Origin of the sequence: Maribacter sp. HTCC2170, from assembly GCF_000153165.2 — a bacterium.
Taxonomy (GTDB): Bacteria; Bacteroidota; Bacteroidia; order Flavobacteriales; family Flavobacteriaceae; genus Maribacter_A.
Genome location: NC_014472.1, coordinates 892,082 through 912,873, shown reverse-complemented (window position 1 = coordinate 912,873; position 20,792 = coordinate 892,082). Strand labels below are relative to the sequence as shown.

Here is a 20,792-nt window from a genome sequence, read left to right as displayed (position 1 = left end):
ATCAAAAATCATAATCAAAAAAAACACTAGAAATGAGGATTAAACTGACAGCGATACTTTTAGTATTGTCAATAGGGATATCTACGGCCCAGCAAAAGAAATGGACACTTGAGGAGTGTGTCACCTATGCTGTAGAAAATAACTTGACCATAGAACAATTTGAATTGGATCTTGAAAATATAAAGATTGACGAAAAAGATGCTTTAGGTGATTTATTGCCTAATTTGAATGCATCGACTACTCTGTCAAAGAACGTTGGATTTACCATTGTAAGTACTTCGAATGTTCCAACAACGGGCAATCAATCTACCTTTAATGCAAATGGAGGATTTAGTTCTAATTTGACCTTATTCGATGGCCTTAGAAATATTAAGCGATTGAACAGGGCTAAATTAGCCGCTATATCAAGTCAATATCGCTTGGATGACTTAAAGGATGATATCCGCCTAAGGGTTGCCAATGCCTATCTACAAATATTATCAAATAAAGAAGCGCTGAAGGTTTCAAAAGCGCAATATGCGTTTACTGAGCAGGATATGAAGCGTACTAAAGAATTGGTTGATTCAGGGGTTGTGCCAAAAGGCGATTTGCTTGAAATAGAGGCTACGGCTGCCAACCAAGAACAGCAAATTGTGAACAATGAAAGTCTAGTGCTTATATCAACGATAAACCTTGCCCAGTTGTTGCAAATAACAGACTATGAAAACTTTGGGATTGCGGATGAATCTTTTGACATTCCGTTCTCCGATGTATTAAACAATTCGCCAAAGTCGATTTTTGCAAAGGCACTTGAGTTTAGAAATGATATTAAATTAGCAAAGTCTAATGTAGAACTTGCGGAAAAGGATTTAGAAATTGCAAAAGGAGCTTATCTACCAACTTTGACAGGCTTTTTCCAATACGGGACTAGATATTCGGATGCAACAGGTCCGGTTCCTGATGGGAGTGGAGGCGTTTTCACGCCTGGGTTTAAGGATCAATTATGGATTTTTGATGGTATATCCTATGGTGCGCAATTGAATATTCCTCTTTTCAACGGTTGGAGCACAAAAAATTCTGTAAGTCGTTCTAAAATCAGTTTAGAGAAATCTAAATTACAATTTGAACAGGATAAGCTTGATCTTGAATCTGATATTCAAAATGCTTATGTAGATGTGACTACCTTTTATAAATCTTATGAGGCTGCCGAAAAAACATTGGAGGCAAGAAGGTTGGCGTATCAATATTCTAAAGACCGTTTTGATGTGGGGCTTATGAATTCTTTTGATTTTAGTCAAGCTCAGTCCAGGGTTGACAATGCAGAGGCAGATGTAATAAGAACCAAATACAATTACATCTTCAGATTGAAGATTTTGGAATTCTATTTTGGAATCCCAATCTCATTGAATTAAGGTAAAATTTTAAAGAATATAGACCTATCTCTTATATAAGCGGTAGGTCTTTTTATTTATATCTTTGCCGACTATGGCTTTAATTCTGAATTTAGAAACCGCAACGACGAATTGCTCTGTTTCTGTTGCTAAGGAAGGAGAGGTACTAGCTCTCAAAGAGCATAACACCCCTAACTATTCGCATTCTGAACAATTGCATGTTTTTGTTCAACAGGTTTTAAAAGAGGCTTCCTTATCATTAAGTGATTTGGACGCCGTCGCAGTTAGTAAAGGACCGGGGTCTTACACTGGATTACGAATAGGTGTTTCTGCTGCCAAGGGCCTTTGTTTTGCACTAGGCGTGCCTTTAATTGCGTTACCTACATTAAAGAACATGGCGGAGCAGGCCCGAAAATTAAAGGTCGATTATTTCATCCCTTTGTTGGATGCCCGTAGAATGGAAGTTTATTCAACTGTTTTTGATAATACTTTAACTGAAATCAGGGAAACCCGAGCTGAAATTATAGATGCTCATTCATTTCAAGAATATATTGAAAAAGGAAAAGTTTTATTGTTAGGCAGTGGAGCTGAAAAATGCAAAGAACTTCTAAATGGTGAAAATATCTCTTTTAATTCTTCTCTGGTTCCATCGGCAAAGGAAATGGGAGCACTGTCATTTGAAAAATATAAAGAGAAAGATTTTGAAGATGTGGCCTATTTTGAACCATATTATTTAAAGGATTTCATTCTTCAGGGAAAGAAATAAATCCTAACCAAGAATCCTGTTTTATAAGGAGTTTACGAAAATAAAAAAGCACCCATAACGGGTGCTTTTTTGTTCTTTTTTAAAAGATAACTATTTCACTTCGAAGGTGATTTTCACATTAACTCTATAGTTATCCATTTTACCGTCTTTTACAGTTGCACTTTGCTCGTTGATATATACAGAGCGTATATTTTTAACGGACTTTGATGCTTGTTCTACTGCTGTTTGAGCGGCATCTTCCCAACTTTTATCGGAATTTGCCAATACTTCGATTACTTTTAAAACTGACATAATTAGTGTATTTTATAGTTCCCCTAAAATTAATGATTAAAAAGATGAAAGGCTAGTAAAAAGCCTAAAATCAGCCGTTCAAAGCAACAACTTCATTGACCTTATCACCCATCATATTCTTGAGCATTGTTTCAATACCATTTTTTAATGTAAAAGTTGAAGATGGGCAGCCACTACATGCCCCTTGTAAAATAACATTCACCGTTTTGGTATCTTTTTCATAGGATTGAAAAAGAATGTTTCCGCCATCACTTGCAACAGCGGGTTTAACATATTCTTCAAGAATATCGACAATTTGTTTAGAGGTGTCATCCAAGGATTCATTGTTCAATTGAGATTTTGGAGCTTCAGCACTCTTAAGGGTGATGGCGGACACTGTAACAACTTCATTGCCTTCTGCTAGAAAATCCCTTACCATTTCGCGAAGAGGCATTGTTATGTCTTCCCATTCGGCAACATCGAATTTGTTAACAGAAACATAGTTTTCATCAAAGAAAACCTCTTTCACAAAAGGTAATTGAAATAATTGTTGGGCCAATGCAGAATCCTTTGCTTCGTCAATATTCTTAAATTCAAAAGCTGTTGGCACAATACGTTTGTTTGACACAAACTTCATAACGGAAGGATTTGGTGTAACTTCCGCATAGACAGTGATAGGTACTTTTTTCCCTTGTTCTTCTTCAATGACTATTGGTTCTCCTGAATTTAAGTATTCAACCAATTGCTGTGCCACTTCATCTTTTACATCTGCCCACTCTACAATATCAAATCGCTCAAGACCTATAAAATTTCCTGAAAAATATACTGTTTTGATGAATGGAAGGTAGAACAGTTGCTGTGCCAAAGGTGAATTCTTTGCCTCATCAATGTTCTTAAACTCATAATTATTGTTTTTAGTAATAAAATGGTTTGTTTCAAATTTTAAAACCGCCGGGTTATTGGTTTGTTTCACTGTTATCGTGTACTCTTTCATTCAAAATGTTTTATGCAAAAATACAAAGTTATTACTAGTTAGTTGTCATATAATAATGTTGCGTTTAAGCCGTTATACTTTATATTTAGTCGATATTAAGTAGAAATTCCCAACATCTATATGAAACTTCAGTTATTGCTATGTTTTGCTTTAATGGCTTTTGGCTTTAAGTCAATGGGACAAGAAGGTGTTCCTGTTTACTTTGATTATTTATCAGATAATTATTATTTAGTGCACCCTTCAATGGCTGGTATCAGCGAAGGGGGTAAAATTAGGGCCACAATAAGAAAGCAGTGGTTTTCTGTTGATGAGGCCCCAAATTTACAAACCCTCAACGCTCATTTTAGGCTAGGGGACAGTCCTAGTGGGGTAGGAGCAATTTTCTTTAATGACGCTAACGGTTATCATTCACAAACTGGCTTAAAATTGACCTATGCACACCATTTAAAACTTGGTGGTGATATTAGATACTTAAATCAACTCTCATTTGGACTTAGTGGCGGTATTTTACAAAGTAATTTGGATGAATCTGAGTTCCGCTCTGTTATTCCTGATCCTATAATAACAGGTGCGAACAACAGTGTTAGTTATTTTAATGTTGATTTTGGAATGTCTTATAATCTTATGGAATTTTATGCCCATTTCTCAATCTTGAACGCTTTAGGTAGTGGGAGGGATTTGTATACGGCTATAGAATTTGATAACCTTAGACGATACTTAATATCAGCAGGTTATATTTTTGGTAAGAATGAATGGCAATATGAACCTTCGGTTATGTTCCAACTTACTGAGTTCACCGAAGAAAAGTCAGTTGATATAAATGCCAAGGTTTATAAAGATGTGGATTTCGGGAGAATCTGGGGGGGAGTTTCGTATCGAAGAAGTTTTGATGGCGCTCAATTTTTGGTAGATGGCTCTTTCGGGGAGCAACGTTTGCAATTGATTACCCCAATAGTTGGTGCTAATTTCAAAAACTTCATGGTTTCTTATAATTACTCATATCAAATGGGGGACATTCGTTTTGATAATGGTGGTTTTCATCAAATTACATTAGGTTACGATTTTGGGCAATCAGAGCGTAGATATGATTGTTATTGCCCCGCAGCTCAATAAAAAGGGCCCGTCTATGTGAAGACCGGACCCCTTTCCCAAACACCAACTAAACATGTTCAACAATATGCTAGGTGTCTATTCCCATTTGTAGTTTTTCTTCTCTGCTTGTTTTTTTATGGCCTCCAACATGGCATTTTCTAGTTCGCCAGTTGTATTTTCACTTTGACTTTTTTTAATGAACACCTCACGTTTCTTGTTCAATTCTTGAATTTCATTTTGAATTTTCTTCCGTTCCGTTTTTTGTTGGCTTATGTATAATTCAAGTTCGGCTTTGGATTTGTTTCTAAGCTCTTTTGGCAACTCATCCTTATTGACTTTAGATACATCAAAATCCTTATCATCACTGGCGTCCACCAAATCCCAGCTCGAGTTTCCATAAAGCCTTGAGCTTTTGCTTACAGTTCTCTTTACTGCAATGGCTTCTTCCATTTCCATGGCATTTGCGTCTTGAACTCGTTGCATTTTCATTTTCGAAGCTCCTTTGGTACCATATCCAATATAGGTGTGATTTAATTTGCCATTCAATTTGATGATGATATCGTCATATGGGGTTTCAATATGAACCACTTTTCTATTGTGGTCAATGGCCATGTACTCGCCACCAGTTAATCTGGCACCGTTTTTCCAATCAGTATTTATGCCTTGTTCATAGTCCCCACAGAAAATTGTATTCACAATAACATCTTTCTCTTTAGCATTTGAAATGGCGTCTTTATAGTTTAATTTGCCTTGTGTGAAGGGTTCGTTCCCAGCAATGAAAATCATCTTCAGATTATCAGGGTTATTACCCCAATTAAGTTGTTTTAATGAGGTGTGAATTACTTGACCACAATATTCTTCACCGCCGTTTGTGGTCAGTGAAAATAGTTTTTCTGATATTTCGTCCAAGTCACCACTAAAATCAAGAACTTGCTGAATGTATCCTTCACGTGAGGATAAATCGTCATTACCATATTGGTAAAGAGCTATTTGTAATTTGGGCCTTGCATCATTTCCGCATTTGGCATACGTAAATTTGTTCACTATGTCCCAGAGTTGGGATTTGGCCTGATTTATTAAACCATCCATACTGTTACTTGTATCTAATAGTAGGGCAATCTTTACGGTGTTGTTCGTTTCTTTTTCATCTGCTATTATGGTTTGTGCAATAATGGGATCATTGATGATTCTTTTTGCTTTTGTTTCACAACCGAAAACGGTGGTAATTGTCGTTGTCAAAAGGCAAATACTCAATATGAGTTCTGATTTTTTCATAGTTTATTTGTTTTTATATTATTGTTTTTTGTTACGAATTTTATCCAAGGTTACTAGGCTCAAATACGAGAAACCTAACATTAATGAAAGAGCGAGAAGTAGTTTAAGATATGTAGAAATTGTCCACTCTAGTGCCACTTTTACTCTGTGTAAAAGGCTTATATGCTTAGTCAGGGTTTCTGATAGTGAGAACTTAACCGTACAAAATTCGTTCTCCTCATCAAAATTGCCTAAACTCACGCCTAATTCCTGTAATTGTTGTTCAACTTCGAGAATACGGTTTTCAAGCTGCATGTATTCCTCGATTCTGCCACCCTCAGATTTCAAATTAATTAATGAGGTCCTTATTTTTTCAAGAGAGTGTTTCCTTGCGTTTAATTCTTTGTACTCGTTGGTCTTATCTTTTTTGGTAATTTGTTTGGCTTGTATTGTTCCAATTTTAATAAGCTGTTGGTATATTGAGTCAAAATTCTCTGGTGGAACACCAATAACCAAACTAAGATTGCGATAACCCTTGTTGCCATTCTTATTTTCAAATTGTATTAATCCATTGTAATCATTTATCTGTTTTCGAATTGTGCTTTCGGCTTGATCAAAGGAGTTTGAATTACTATTTATATCTGCTATTTTTTCATATTTCTGGTCAATTCTTACTAGTGGTTGTCCAGCGATTGCTTTGTGTTTTTTGGAAGCATAGTTTTTTCTTAGGTCAAGTATTTCCTGGAATACCTCTGGTTGATTAAAGACCTGTATTTGAGATGAGGTAGAGTTATATCCATATACTAACCTAAAGATGAACAACAGGAAAAATCCTAACATTAAATAAAGAATCACTTTTTTGATTTGAGATTTAATTGAGGTCTTCATTGTTGTTTTTTAAAATTTATGGAGTAAAAGTAATTTCATCTTTTTTTGAAAAAAACATGTAATGAGTATAAGCAGGTTTTGAATGAGTGAGTGGTACTATTGGTTTCGTGACAACGGAAAATTGATAATATTTTAGACCGATTTGGGGAGTTGTCCGTTTTTTAGTGTTGTATAAATCCGCTAAGTTTACGTTGTTATTACCAAGCAATGCAAGACATTTTCAACATATTTTTTTTCGTTCTCTTAGGTACCTTGATGACTTTTTCGCAGATCAATGATGGTAGCCACAAATTTAGAATCAAAGGAAAGGTCTTGGGAAAAGAGAAACGAACACCTATTTCACAGGTTGAAATATCCTCTAGTAGTGGGGAGTATACCTTGACAGATAGTTTAGGTGAATTTAAAATTCTAACCGCAATAGGCGAAGAACTGGTTATTGAAAGTCATGAATTCATTACCGTGCGTTATAGAGTTAGAAGCAAAGAAGATATTGAAGTCCTGGTAGAAGACTTTTCTGAACAAGAATATAAAAGCAGTAAAAGTAAATCAATTAGAAAAGAAGTATCCTTCCATAAGCAGTATTTAGATTCGGCGAATTTTTACAAAAAAGACAATATTGAAAAAAGTATTGATTTCATTGCAAAATCTATTGCTCAATTAGGTAAGAGGGGTAATAATACTGAGCTTTCCAAATCATTGACCATGCTTGGAGAGGTTTATGAGTATCATCAACAATATGATTTGGCGATAACAAACTTTCTAGATGCTCTTGAAGCTCGTAAATCTAGTAGAACCACTTTGTTGCTAGGTAAGGCTTACTTGTTGAACAAGGACTATCAAAATGCTGAGCGTACCTTAAAACCAATAGTAAGAGTAAAGTCAATAGTGCCTTATCAAAGAGTTGAGGTACATGAGTTTTTAGGTGATTCTTACCTCGGGTTGAGCAATTTTGATGAGGCTGTCGCTTTTTATGAGGAGGGGTTGAAAATAGCCGAAAAGAACCAAGTAACCCCAAAAATTACTGATCTAAACTCGAAGATTGCCGATGCTTATGCTAAGGGTAATCGCAGTATCGAGGCAGAAGGTTATTACACTAATTCTCTGCAATTGGCAGAAAGCCAGTCCCCGCAAAGGTCAATACAAGAGAAAAATAAAGTGGCCGATTTTTACAACAAAGAGAGTAACTATGACAAAGAAATTCAATTGCGCAAGCAAAGTGTCGATGAACTTTTAGAACTTCCGTCTGATTCTAAAAAAGACAATTCTCCAGTTTCTTCAGATTCAATAACTTCTCAACGTATTAATTATAAAATTGCCAATGCTTATATCGCTCAGGATAATTTTGAGGAAGCTATACCTTATCTTCAAAAAAGTATTGTAGAGGCCGATAGCGATGATGACCTGATTGTACAAAAAGATGCTACAAGAAAGCTTTCAGAGGTTTATGAGCGAAAAGGGGAATTCAACAAAGCACTGGAGACATATCAAGAATATGTAGCGGTTGTAGATACGTTGTATGTAAGAAAAGAACAAGAAATATCCCGAGCAGCCCGTTTTAATCGTGAAATAGCGTCAAAACAGAGTAGGATTTCTGGATTAGAACAAGAAAGGGAACTTTCCCAGAGTAAGTATGATTTGGCCCTCACAAGTCAGCAATTGGTGATTGAAAATAACAAACGGCAAAAGTGGGTGATCTATTCTTTGATTTTTGGGCTACTGTTGACTGCCTTGGCTGCTTTCTTTTTTTATCGCAGTAACCAACAGCAGAAATTGGCAAATAACCTTTTGGCCTTAAAATCCTTAAGGTCGCAAATGAACCCACATTTTATATTTAATGCTTTGAATTCGGTCAATAATTATATTGCGAAAAGTGATGAGCGTAGTGCAAATAGATATCTAAGTGAGTTTTCAACTTTAATGCGGGCTGTTTTGGAAAATTCTGAAGAGGATTTTATTCCGCTTTCCAAAGAACTGGAGCTGTTGAGGCTTTATGTGAAATTGGAACACTCTCGTTTTCCTGACAAGTTTGATTATAATATCAATATTGATGAAACTATTGATGTTGATAGCTATCAAATTCCCCCAATGTTATTGCAGCCTTATATTGAAAATGCAATTTGGCATGGTTTAAGATACAAAGAAGAAAAAGGTCATTTGAATATCAATATAGAATATCAGGACAAAAATTCGATAAAAATAAGTATTGAAGATGACGGTATCGGAAGAGAAAAATCCGCCGCTCTAAAAACCCAGAACCAGAAGAAGCAAAAATCAAAAGGGATGGGGAATATCAGTAAAAGAATTTCTATTTTAAATGATATGTACAAAGACAAAGTTGATGTGCACATTTCTGATTTAAGTGAAGACGGTAAAGGAACCAGGGTATTGTTTACATTAAATAAGGATCAATGAAGTTAAAAGCGCTTATTGTTGAGGACGAAGCAGGGAGTAGAGAGATACTTAGGAACTATTTGTCGAAATATTGTACAAATGTGATGGTGCAAGGTGAAGCGGCATCGATTAAAGAGGCGCTTGAATTTATTGACAAAAATGAATTGGATCTTGTTTTTTTAGATGTTGAAATGCCCTATGGTAATGCTTTTGACCTTTTGGATCAGGTTAAAGAACGAACATTTGAGACTGTATTTGTTACCGCTTATAACCAATATGCGATGGATGCTTTGAACAATCATGCGGCATATTATCTAATGAAACCAATAAATATTGATGAATTGATCAAGGCGGTTGAATATGTTGTCGAGATCAAAGCGAAAGAAGATGCTCTAGAGGATAAGGTATTACAGCCTAAGCTTAAGAGTGTTGAAGGGAAAATAACGTTGCCGCAACAAGATGGTTTCCAAGTGCTGAATGTTGCTGATATTTTATATTGTAAGGCTGATGATAATTACACAGAGATTCATCTCGAAAACAAAAAAATATTGGTCAGTAAAACCCTTAAATATTTTGAGGAAGCTCTATCTCAATTCTCTTTTGCACGCATTCATAAGTCTTTTTTGGTAAATGTGAATGAAGTGATTAAATATAGAAAGGGCAAGGGCGGTAGTGTAATAGTTTCGAATGGTAAAGAACTTTTGGTTTCAGCCTCTAAAAAGAAGGAGTTATTGTCTTATTTTTGACTTATCTTTTTAAGAACAGAAAATGATAATAAAACCAGTAAAAGGAAAATCACCACAAATAGGAGAAGATTGTTTTATAGCAGAAAATGCTACGATCGTGGGTGAAGTCACAATGGGAACTCAGTGCAGTATTTGGTTCAATGCTGTAGTTCGAGGGGATGTGCATTTCATTAAAATGGGTAACAAAGTAAATGTGCAAGATGGTGCCGTGATACATTGCACATATCAAAAGTCTCCAACGACAATAGGTGATAATGTTTCAATTGGTCATAATGCTCTTGTGCATGGGTGCACTATAAAGGATAATGTTTTAATAGGCATGGGTAGTATAATCATGGATGATTGCATTATTGAAAGCAATAGTATCATTGCTGCTGGTGCAGTAGTGACCAAAGGAACACATGTTCCTTCTGGAACTGTTTTTGCAGGTATGCCAGCAAAAAAAATCAAAGATATTAGTCCTGAACTTAGCTCAGGTGAGATAGACAGGATAGCCAATAATTATGTGAAGTATTCAGGTTGGTTTAAAGAAGATTAAACTAGAAATAGTTTCTGTTTACAAAAAATTTGTTTAGAAAGAATAATACTTATTTTTGCAGTCCAAAATTCAATAAGATGAATGCATATATATTCCCAGGTCAAGGAGCTCAATTCGTAGGAATGGGACTCGACCTTTATGAAAAGTATCCTTTGGCGCAAGAATTATTTGAAAAAGCCAATGAAATTCTTGGTTTCTCTATTACAGATATAATGTTCGAGGGTACTCCCGAAGATTTAAAGCAAACTAAAGTTACGCAACCTGCAATATTTCTTCATTCAGTAATACTTAGCAAAGTAATGGGCGATGGTTTTAAGCCAGACATGGTTGCAGGACATTCCCTTGGGGAATTTTCGGCCTTAGTGGCCAATGGCTCTTTGAATTTTGAGGATGGGCTTCGATTGGTTTCCCAAAGAGCTCAGGCAATGCAAAAGGCATGTGAATTACAGCCGAGTACAATGGCAGCTGTTCTGGGACTTGCCGATGAAGTTGTTGAGAATATATGTAAGAAAACTTCGGGAATTGTGGTGGCAGCGAACTACAATTGCCCTGGGCAATTGGTTATTTCTGGAGAAGTTGAGGCCATTGACACTGCTTGTGAAAATTTAAAAAAAGCTGGTGCTCGTAGGGCATTGGTTTTGCCGGTGGGAGGAGCATTTCACTCACCATTGATGGAGCCTGCACGAGAAGAATTAGCATCAGCTATAGAAAGCACCGAGTTTGCCATGCCTCAATGTCCCATTTATCAAAATGTGACCACTACTGCGGTAATTGATTCAGATGAGATTAAGAAGAATTTGATTTCACAATTGACAGCACCAGTCAGGTGGACACAAAGTGTACAAAATATGGTTAAAGACGGAGCCATATTGTTTACAGAAGTTGGTCCGGGCAAAGTATTACAAGGCTTGGTTCGAAAAATTGAACGAGTGTCTCAAACAACCTCTGCAATTATCGATTAGATAAGACATAAGCGTAAAATCAGTATTTCATCCAAGAAACCTATCTTTAGGCCTTAATTTAAGGTTGTAGGTGTTTTTTTTAGTAATATTGAGTCCCATTTTTTTAAATATACCTACTAGCTGTGCTGTACATTGAACCTAATTAAGATTCAAAGAACAGTCTATGAAATTGAAAAAGAAAAAAATTGCCCCATCTTACAGAAGTTTTTGTGTGCCTAAGTTTTTGATTTTAAACTTTGCATTCCTGTTCGGTTTTATTGGATATGGCCAATCAATATTTAGCATAAATGACCCCATTCCCATTGCTGAAGGTAATGCGGGTATATCTACATTATCATTTGATGTAAGTATAGATGCATCTAGTCCTTTTTCGGATGTTTCGGTTGATTATACTATAAGCGGAGGTAATGAAGATGGCCTTTCCGGGATTCTTACCTTTCCCGTAAACACCTTGGTTCTCACACAGACAATAGAAGTAACTACAAATGGTGATAGTTTGGTTGAATTGGATGAGACGATTTCTGTAACCTTAAGCAATGCGACTCCACTTTTTTCAGATTTAAGTCCAACTGATAGTGTTGGGGGTAGTAGTTTTACAAACGATGATATAGGAACGGTATCCTTAAACCTGACAACTCCTCCTTTTGATCCCGATGCTTCAGAGGCAGGCCTGGATCCAGGATTGTTTAGATTAACTTCGACCAATCCCAATGCTACAGGTGCCATAATCACCGTTGATTATACATTAACAGGCAGTGCCACAGATGGTACTGACTTCAATTTAACAGGTGTTTTTACCTTTCCTAGTAACGGAACTACCGTGAACAGAAATATCAATGTTAGTCCCTTAGAAGATTTTATTGTTGATCCTAACGAAACCGTTATTCTTACTTTAAACAATACTACGAATCCAATATTGTTTCCAATAGGAACTCCTAATTCGGCCACAGTTACCATTGCCGATGACGATGTCGCTGGTGTTAATGTAGCACCGCTTTCAGGTACTACAAATGAATCGGGAACGACTGCCGATTTTCTTTTTACATTAACAAGTGAACCAACTGCTGATGTTACCATTGCTTTGACCAGTAGTGATATTACTGAAGGGACTGTTCCAGCAAATGTTATTGTTCCTGTTGCAAGTTGGAATACAGGGGTCACCGTAACGGTGACTGGAGTTAATGACAATATTGTTGATGGTGATATCAACTATACGGTAAATACGGGGAATGTTACATCTACAGATAGTTCATATGCTGCACTTACAGGAGCTCAGGTAGCTGATGTTTCCATGGTTAATGTAGATGATGATTCAGTAGGGGTTAATGTTACACCGACCTCAGGAACAACCAATGAAGGAGGAAGCACTGCTAATTTCTTATTCACGTTGGATAGTGAACCGTCGGCTAACGTAACAATTGCTATATCTGGATACGATACAACCGAGCATTTAGGTGCAGCCAACGTAGTATTGACGACGGCAAATTGGGATACCGGAGCTAGTTTAATCGTAACCGGGATTAATGATACAGCATTGGATGGCGATGTGACCTATGTTTTGGATTCGGGAGATGTCACTTCCGCCGATTTAAACTATAATGCATTGACAGGTTCAGATGTGCCTCAACTAAATCTCACCAATGAAGATGATGATACCGCAAGCATCTCAATTTCAGATGCAAGTGCCAACGAAGATGTTCCCGGTGGGAATCTTGTTTTTGATGTGGTGTTGGATAATGATGTCGTTGGGGGGTTAACTGTAGATTATTCTTTTTCAAGTGGCTCTGCTTCAGCCAATGGTGCAAATGCAGATTTTGATAACACGCCAGGCTCAATCGTATTCAGTGGGATAGCAGGTGAAACGGTACAGATTCAAGTTCCCATAGTGGATGATGCTATTTTAGAAAATTCTGAAGAATTTACGGTAGAATTGGCAACACCATCCAACGGAGTCACTATTGCTGGGGGTAATACGGCCACAGGCACGATTAACGATGATGATAATTGTGCTCCTGCACCAATTTTGGACAGTTCTATTTCGACTTTCTTTTGTGACATTATTGATCGTAGCCTAAATGACTATACAAGTTCAACTCCACCAAACGGGACAGTTTTAACTTGGAGTTTGGTTTCAGATCCATTGAAAACAGGGTCCCATTTACTTCCTTCGGAAGTAGAGAGTCCTCCTCAGAGAAATGGTTCGTACTTTGGGTTTTTCTATGATGTTGATAACGAGTGCGCGAGTGGAGTTATTGAGGTTCAGTTAACACTTAATGAGTCACCAACCCTTACCGGTGCAACAGGTGATGAACGATGTGGTTCTGGCGAACTTACCTTAACGGCAACCGGAGAAATAGATGGGAGCATCCAACCTCCTACGTTTAATTGGTATGATAGTCCTACAGGTGGTAACTTAGTTGGTACTGGACCTTCCTTGACTTTGAATGTTTTATCCACTACAAACTATTATGTTGAAGCTACGGCCAATGGTTGCCCAACCGCAAGAATGGAGGTCACTGCAGCCATTCGCCCATTACCTTCAGCGGGTACTCCGAGCAATGCATCAGCCTGTAGCGTTGCCGCTAATGGACCTACAATTATTGATTTGGATGATTTGATTCTTGGTGAAAGCATTGGTGAATGGACGGTAACGACTGATCCTTCTAATTCGATTATTCTTAATAGTGAAAATGAGGTTGATTTTGAAGACCTAGCAGATGGCGATTATATATTTACTTTTACTACTACTGATGCCACTCCTCCTATTTGTGAAAATGTGTCATCTGAGGTGACCATTTCAGTGAATGATTGTGATGTTGATTCAGATTTGGACGGTTTGTTCGATGGTGATGAGGCCTTATTGGGTACCGACCCAGCAGATCCAGATACAGATGGTGACGGCATCAACGATGGGGAAGAAGTTGGCGTTGATCCTTTAAACCCAATAGATGGTGATTCAGACGGAATAATTGATGCCTTGGATTCAAATATTGAGGATACGGATCAAGATGGAGTAGTTGATCAATTGGATCCTGCCAATGCCAATCCTTGTATTCCTGATAATTCCATAGGACTTTGTGATACCGATGGGGACGGAATTTCTGATGGTGATGAAATAACCAATGGATCAGATCCACTAGATCCATGCGATCCCAACCTAACACCAGATTGCCAACCTGACCCTATAGATTTGGAGATATTGAAAGAAGTTGATAAGCCTAATGCCATTTTGGGTGAAAATGTTGTGTTCACAATAACCGTGAACAATTTATCGGATAGTAAAGTATTGGGAATTGAAATCGGAGATTTGTTGGAAACAGGATTTGAATATATTTCTCATTCTCCCTCCACAGAAAGCTATTCTGCTGATACTGGAATTTGGGATATTTTTGAGATGCAGTCTTTAGGAACTATGACCTTGGAGATTACCGCAAATGTACTTGATGGCGGAAATTATACAAATACGGCTGAATTATTGGAATCTTTCCCAGTAGATGATAATTTGGACAATAACACTTCAACCGTGACACTGAATATAGATCTGCCTGAAGGCGTTGATTTATTGGTGGAAAAAAGTGCGTTAAGTTCGCGTCCACTAGTTGGCGACGAAGTTGTGTTCACCATAAAGGTTACAAATCAATCTGAAGAAGACACGGTCTCTCAAATACGTATTGGGGATTTAATTGATGATGATAGTGGATTTGTTTACGTATCACATTCATCAGTCATTGGTAGTTATGACACCTTATCAGGAGAATGGTTTATTCCTGAGTTGATAAAGGACCAAGAAGCGGTATTGTTGATAACGGTTCAGGTACCGGTTGAAGGAACGTTTACCAATACGGCACACTTGATAGCATCCTCACCTGGTGATGGTAACTTGGACAATAATTCGGCAACTGCCGAGGTGAAAGTAAGTTTACCTTCAAATGATGAATGCGGCTTTCTTTTTAATCAATTCTCACCAAATGGAGATGGAACAAATGATTATTTGACCGTAAACTGTATCGAATTATATCCTGACAACATAATTGAAGTATATGACAGATACGGTAATTTGGTATATAGAAAGAAAAGCTACGATAATTCATGGGATGGAACGGGTGAGAATGGTGATTTGGCTAACGGAACCTATTTCTATCTTTTGAATTTAAGTGATGGTTCTCAAACAAGAAAAGGTTGGATTCAGTTGTTAAGATAAGGAACACTATGAAAAGTACTAATATCAAATTTCAAAGTAGGTCCGTCCTGTGTTTATTGTTTTTATGTTTTTGTTCCATTCATTTGACAAGGGCACAAAAAGAACCACAGTATACACAGTATATGTATAATATAGGGAGCTTTAATCCGGCATACGTAGGTACTGTAGGTAAACCGGAAATTTCAGGTTTATACAGAACCCAATGGATTGATGTTCCAGGTGCACCAAAAACAATTAGGTTTGGCTTGAATCTTCCTTTTGCCAAAGAAAAAAACGGATTGGGAATTAATATCGTAAATGACCAACTAGGTCCAGTGTCACAAAACTATTTTGATTTGGCCTATTCGTTTCAGGTCAATGTTTCGGATAATACCAAATTGTCTTTTGGTGTAGATGGGGGAGGAGCACTATTGAACGTTGATTTCAGTAAAGGTACTTTTGAGAATCCAGGGGAGCCTATATTGGGCCGCGAAACAATAAATAAGTTTTATCCAACGGTAGGGGCAGGCACGTTTTTATATTCAGACGATTGGTATTTGGGAGTCTCTGTTCCAAATTTTTTAACAGAAGGTGTGTATAATGACGATGTTGCTACCATAGTTGATGATAAAATGCAGTTTAACTTTATTGGTGGGGTGGTTTTCAATTTATCTGATGGGTTAAAGTTCAAACCAGCATTTTTGATTAATTATCTGAAGGGGTCGCCGGTAAATATGAATTTTTCATCTAATTTTTTAATTAGCGATGTTTTTACTGCTGGGGTTTCATATCGCGTTGATAATGCCTTTAGTGGCTTGGTTGGGTTACAGATATCGAGTGGAACATTTGTTGGTTATTCCTACGACTATAACACAAATCCGTTAGGAGAGTTCAATAATGGGTCTCATGAGGTTATCTTAAAATTCTATTTAGGACCTGGCGGAGGAAACTCAAAATCAAAATCGAAAGTGAAGAATGCTAAGGGTAAACCTAAGCAGATTGATACACCACGGTTTTTTTAATAAGATTCAAGTATGAAAGCAAAGAGTTTGGTTGTATTGTTTTTTGTCGTTTTTACGGCCTCTTTTGCCCAAGAAAAGATGTCAAAAGCGGATAAGTATTTTTATGGTTATTCCTATAGGGCCGCCATTGCTGAATACAAAAAAGAATTGGCCGTAGCTCCTTTAAAGAATAGTCAATTACTCAATCTGGCGGACTCCTATTACAAGATGGGTGATTTTAAAAATGCGTCAAAATATTACTTGGATGTAAACAAAAGAGACACAACAATTTCAGTACATCGCTACAATAAAATGTTACAGAGTTTGGCAAAAACATCCAATTTGGACAGGGTAAAAACTTTTCTTAACTCTAAACGGACCTCCTTTTCAAATGAGTTATTGGAGAATGCACAGTTTAATTACGAATTATTACAAAAACCTACAGGTTTAAATGATTTAAATATATTTAGTTTAAGTGAGAACAGCTCTCAAGATGATTTTGCACCAGCTTTTTATAAAGATAGATTGTTGTTTAGCAGTGGTAGGGTCCAAAAGAACAAAAAAACATACGAACCTTCTGGAGAATCCTATTTGGATATTTATGTGAGCAGAATTGGCTCTGATGGAAATATTCTGAATTCTAATCCTTTTTCAGGCATCCCTGAAAATAGTTTTCATGAAGCAACTCCAAATTATTCAGAGGAGTTGGGCAGATTGTTTTATGTGTTATCCAATTCTGAAAACGGACAACTTCTTTTTGATGAAAACGGGAAAAACACTTTGGCCATAGGAATGGTAAATAGTAATGGTAAATTTGATTACCTTCTAAAGGATTTAAGCACTTCTTTCTACTATCCTTTTTATGATGCACAAAAGGAACGTTTGTATTTTGCAGCAAATTTTAACGATAGTTACGGAGGTACAGACATTTATTATGTTTATGCAAATAATGGGCAAATAATGTCTAGGCCTACAAACTTGGGACCAAGGGTAAATTCTCCAGGCAACGAAATTGCACCTTATGTGCTGAATGATAATCTATACTTCTCTTCTGATGTTTTTTATGGGCTTGGTGGAATGGATATCTATAAAACAAATATTTTAGTTGATGGATCCTTTGGTATTCCTGTTAATTTAGGTGAAGGACTTAATTCTGAGGCTGATGATTTTGGGTTTATCATTAAAGACAATGGAGCTGATGGTTTTTTTAGCTATTTTTCCTCAAATAGAAAAGGTGGAAAAGGAGGTGATGACCTTTATGGAGTTAAATTCAATGATACGCCAGGACTAAAGACTTTTTCTCTTAGAGGTAGTGTAGTTAATCTTAAATCAAGAAAGGGTATATCCAAGGCTCAAGTCAGAATATTGGGTGATGACGGTAGCATACTCAAAGAAGTATATGCAAACGAGGATGGTGAATTTAGTATTGAAATTCCTTGGCATGACCACATTACTTTACAAGCTACAAAAGGCCGTTATTCTATTTTCTCTGCAACTTACAGCGATGGGGAGTATGAGGGTATTGAAAAAGTAGATTATAATATGGGCCTGGCATTTATAGATGATTTACTAACTGATAAGGAAGAAAAAAAGGTTGTTAAAATCCAAAAATTCTATTTTGATAGGGGTAAATCAAATATAACACTAAAAATAAAAACAGAATTGGATAAAGTTGTTGATGCTGTTCAACGTTTTCCGCAGTTAAAACTTACAATAGAGTCGCATACTAATAGTAAAGGAAGTAAAAGGAGCAATCAACAATTATCCCAGAGACGTTCAGAAGCCATCAAAACTTATCTTACCACAAATGGTCTTTCCTCCGCAAATATTAAGGCCGTAGGATATGGTGAAGAAAAATTGGTGAACAATTGTGCTGATGGGGTCTATTGTTTGCAGTTTTTGCACAATCAAAATGAACGCTCATATATTGTAATTTCTAATTTTGATGAACTTTGACTTTAAACTGCCCCTTAAAATATAACTATCCAAAAATAATATACCGAGAAACAAGCAAGGAAAACTATACCTAAATATGTAAGAAGCTGTAAGCTTTTTTTTGGCCGCAGATTATCGGGTATCTCTGAACTCATCACGTTTTTCAGGTTCATATAACCAATGATTGGTGCTACTACAAATGAAACAAATGTTGCTAGAGCCACCAATTCGCCCATATTGGCACCGAAAATGGCAATAACTACAAAGTTGATGATGGCAAGAAGAACTACCCCTAGCGCGAAATACCCTTTTTTTCCAGTTAATTTGGTTTTCGGATTTAATAGGTCAACAATGTCAAGACCAACTCGCGTCACCGCGTCATGTGCGGTCATGCAAGTACTGAACATTGTTGCAAAGGCGGAAACAGCAATAAAAATAGTCGCCCAAGGACCTATGTTTGTAGTAAACAAGCTCACCACTTGATCGGCAAATGTCACGGCATTTCCGCTAAGCTCGGTATTTGTTCCATAGAGCGTCATGCAGCCAATAGTCAAAAAGAAAATGGCTAAAACCGCGGTCATAAGATAACCAACATTAAATTCTTGAAGCGATTCCTTTAGGGATGGTTTTTTCTTTTGCGCTTTCCATTTTTCAATACTCCAAAGACTTACCCAACTAGAAGCTTCTACCGTTGTAGGCATCCAACCCATAAGGCTTATAAGAAATAGAATACCGGCATCATTGAATATTGTTGGGGGAGCAAAGTTTTCTGCCTCTTCCACTTGACCTTTAAATACCACAAGCAAGGTTGTAACAATCAATGCGATGAATAATATTGAAATAACAAGTTTCAACGAAACTTCTAGGAATTTATATCTACCAATAATCAATAAAGAGCTAATAAATAGGAATAAACCAAGCGCTACAATACTTATGGAGACGTCTGAAATCTTAAAAAGATTGATAAAAAGTCCAGCGGTTACAGTATACAAAGCGGCTAAGATGGTAAAAGTAGTAATCAAAGTTATGAAAGCATAAAACCATAAATAACCTTTGCCTCGATTCAAATAACCTTCAATCAAAGTCTTATTAGTAATACTGGTATAGCGTACACCAAATTCAAAGAAAGGGTACTTGAATATATTGGCCAGCACAATCGGGATTATCATTAACCACCCATATTGGGCCCCAGCTTTAGTGGATAGGACTAAGTGCGATGTGCCAATGGCCATACTTGCAAATAAAAGGCCAGGACCAAGGTTTTTAAGGAGCGTTTTAAATTTCGACATATTGAACTAATGTACTGTCTAAAATAAACTATTTAATTAAAAAGAATTGAACTGCTATTCTATTTCAATTTTATTACCGTAGAATTTGGGTTCTGTGTTTAATAAGAGGTCAATAAACACTTTGACACGTGCAAAGTATTCTCGAAACTGTACTTTAAATCCCTGCTGACCTTTAATATCCTGGGCATTATAACCAATGGCGTTCAATCCCTTTTTGTTCGCAATGTAAATTGCCCGTTCGTTATGGAATTTTTGTGAAATCACAGTAACACTGTCCAAACCAAATACCACGTTGGCTCGTACCATGGAATCTAATGTTCTAAAGCCAGCATAATCCAAAAAGATCTTTTCCTCTGGTATACCTTTTGCCACAAGGTCTTTTTTTATGGTTGTAGGTTCATTGTAGTATATACTGCCATTGTCGCCACTAACAAGAACAAAGTCTATTTTGTTGGACATAAAAAGCTCTACAGTGGCCTTTATGCGATTAGAATAATAGGGGTTCGGTTGTCCTGTTGCAATTTTTTTTGAAGTACCTAGAACCAGTCCTACACGATTTTTTGGTATTTCTTCTATAGAAGAAAAAGACTTCCCCTTTGCGGCCGATTCAATAATCAGATTACTCACCAAAATAAGTAGAACAGGAATGATAATGATAAACCCAAAAATCTTGAATAATCTTTTTTTCATTGGACAAGGCAAATACATGATAAAGGTAGCTAAATATGGGAACTAACATTTTGATACAAACAAAAAAGCTTCACAAATAATGAAATTTTTTGTACACCATATGTAAGCTGCCCTTAAAACCGAACTGTTTCAAAATCTAGGTAATATTTTCAGAATAAAAAGAATTTTGAATGGAACTGGGACCAAAGTCGCTAAGAAGACTGCAATTTATCGGCCTAATGATGCCTAACGACCATTTAATAGAACTATTAAGCAGGTTGGAGGGGGGTAATAAATATCTTGTTTTTAAATTACATTGTCCCATGTAACGTTCTTATTATTAGACTTTTACAAATAAGGAATCAGAAATCCCCTTATTTATTTTATTAATCAATATTTCATCAAAAATCAAAAATATTCGGGAGTACAAAGTTGTTCAAATCAGTT

16 protein-coding genes are annotated in these 20,792 nt (G+C 36.6%); 10 read left to right on the top strand and 6 right to left on the bottom strand.

What is annotated here, in order from left to right:
• The first annotated feature begins 32 nt into the window (after positions 1–32).
• Both FB2170_RS04200 and tsaB read left to right on the top strand, forming a co-directional pair.
• Positions 33–1,391, top strand: a complete 1,359-nt coding sequence (locus FB2170_RS04200) for a TolC family protein (protein ID WP_013305271.1) — start codon at positions 33–35, stop codon at positions 1,389–1,391.
• Positions 1,392–1,464: 73 nt separating this feature from the next.
• Positions 1,465–2,136 (top strand): tRNA (adenosine(37)-N6)-threonylcarbamoyltransferase complex dimerization subunit type 1 TsaB, encoded by a 672-nt coding sequence (gene tsaB / locus FB2170_RS04195; RefSeq protein ID WP_013305270.1) that lies wholly within the window; start codon positions 1,465–1,467, stop codon positions 2,134–2,136.
• Between the two features lie 90 nt (positions 2,137–2,226).
• On the opposite strand, the gene FB2170_RS04190 is transcribed toward tsaB, so the two are convergent.
• Complete coding sequence (locus tag FB2170_RS04190) at positions 2,227–2,427, bottom strand: dodecin family protein (protein ID WP_013305269.1); 201 nt, start codon at positions 2,425–2,427, stop codon at positions 2,227–2,229.
• Positions 2,428–2,497: 70 nt separating this feature from the next.
• On the bottom strand, positions 2,498–3,400 hold the full coding sequence (locus FB2170_RS04185) for a NifU family protein (RefSeq protein WP_013305268.1): 903 nt from the start codon (positions 3,398–3,400) through the stop codon (positions 2,498–2,500).
• A 120-nt stretch (positions 3,401–3,520) separates the two neighbouring features.
• On the opposite strand from FB2170_RS04185, the gene FB2170_RS04180 reads away from it, so the two are divergent.
• Positions 3,521–4,513 carry a type IX secretion system membrane protein PorP/SprF gene (locus FB2170_RS04180; protein WP_013305267.1) on the top strand — a complete coding sequence of 331 codons (993 nt, stop codon included), beginning with the start codon at positions 3,521–3,523 and terminating at the stop codon, positions 4,511–4,513.
• 75 nt (positions 4,514–4,588) lie between these two features.
• On the opposite strand, the gene FB2170_RS04175 is transcribed toward FB2170_RS04180, so the two are convergent.
• Positions 4,589–5,767 (bottom strand): vWA domain-containing protein, encoded by a 1,179-nt coding sequence (locus FB2170_RS04175; RefSeq protein ID WP_013305266.1) that lies wholly within the window; start codon positions 5,765–5,767, stop codon positions 4,589–4,591.
• Between the two features lie 18 nt (positions 5,768–5,785).
• Complete coding sequence (locus FB2170_RS04170; RefSeq protein ID WP_013305265.1) at positions 5,786–6,634, bottom strand: DUF4349 domain-containing protein; 849 nt, start codon at positions 6,632–6,634, stop codon at positions 5,786–5,788.
• Between the two features lie 207 nt (positions 6,635–6,841).
• Between FB2170_RS04170 and FB2170_RS04165 the strand changes: the two genes are divergently transcribed.
• The 7 genes from FB2170_RS04165 (at position 6,842) to FB2170_RS04135 (ending at position 18,408) form a co-directional block, all read left to right on the top strand.
• Positions 6,842–9,046, top strand: coding sequence for a histidine kinase (locus tag FB2170_RS04165; RefSeq protein ID WP_013305264.1), 2,205 nt, complete (start codon positions 6,842–6,844; stop codon positions 9,044–9,046).
• Positions 9,043–9,771: a LytR/AlgR family response regulator transcription factor gene (locus FB2170_RS04160; protein WP_013305263.1), complete on the top strand. Its 729-nt coding sequence runs from the start codon at positions 9,043–9,045 to the stop codon at positions 9,769–9,771. Before FB2170_RS04165 ends, FB2170_RS04160 begins: the two co-directional genes overlap by 4 nt.
• Before the next feature lie 22 nt (positions 9,772–9,793).
• A complete protein-coding gene (locus tag FB2170_RS04155) occupies positions 9,794–10,309 on the top strand; it encodes a gamma carbonic anhydrase family protein (protein WP_013305262.1) in 516 nt (171 codons plus the stop codon).
• A 77-nt stretch (positions 10,310–10,386) separates the two neighbouring features.
• Positions 10,387–11,271, top strand: a complete 885-nt coding sequence (gene fabD / locus FB2170_RS04150) for an ACP S-malonyltransferase (RefSeq protein ID WP_013305261.1) — start codon at positions 10,387–10,389, stop codon at positions 11,269–11,271.
• Positions 11,272–11,434: 163 nt separating this feature from the next.
• The gene (locus tag FB2170_RS16995) at positions 11,435–15,472 is read left to right on the top strand and encodes a T9SS C-terminal target domain-containing protein (RefSeq protein ID WP_013305260.1); all 4,038 of its coding nucleotides are present in this window, start codon (positions 11,435–11,437) and stop codon (positions 15,470–15,472) included.
• 8 nt (positions 15,473–15,480) lie between these two features.
• Positions 15,481–16,473 (top strand): type IX secretion system membrane protein PorP/SprF, encoded by a 993-nt coding sequence (locus FB2170_RS04140; protein WP_041633030.1) that lies wholly within the window; start codon positions 15,481–15,483, stop codon positions 16,471–16,473.
• Between the two features lie 12 nt (positions 16,474–16,485).
• The gene (locus FB2170_RS04135) at positions 16,486–18,408 is read left to right on the top strand and encodes an OmpA family protein (RefSeq protein WP_013305258.1); all 1,923 of its coding nucleotides are present in this window, start codon (positions 16,486–16,488) and stop codon (positions 18,406–18,408) included.
• Positions 18,409–18,422: 14 nt separating this feature from the next.
• Here the strand turns inward: FB2170_RS04135 and FB2170_RS04130 are convergent, their stop codons facing one another.
• Positions 18,423–19,676 (bottom strand): NRAMP family divalent metal transporter, encoded by a 1,254-nt coding sequence (locus tag FB2170_RS04130; RefSeq protein WP_013305257.1) that lies wholly within the window; start codon positions 19,674–19,676, stop codon positions 18,423–18,425.
• Positions 19,677–19,730: 54 nt separating this feature from the next.
• Positions 19,731–20,366 carry a vancomycin high temperature exclusion protein gene (locus FB2170_RS04125; RefSeq protein ID WP_041632669.1) on the bottom strand — a complete coding sequence of 212 codons (636 nt, stop codon included), beginning with the start codon at positions 20,364–20,366 and terminating at the stop codon, positions 19,731–19,733.
• Positions 20,367–20,792 lie beyond the last annotated feature (426 nt).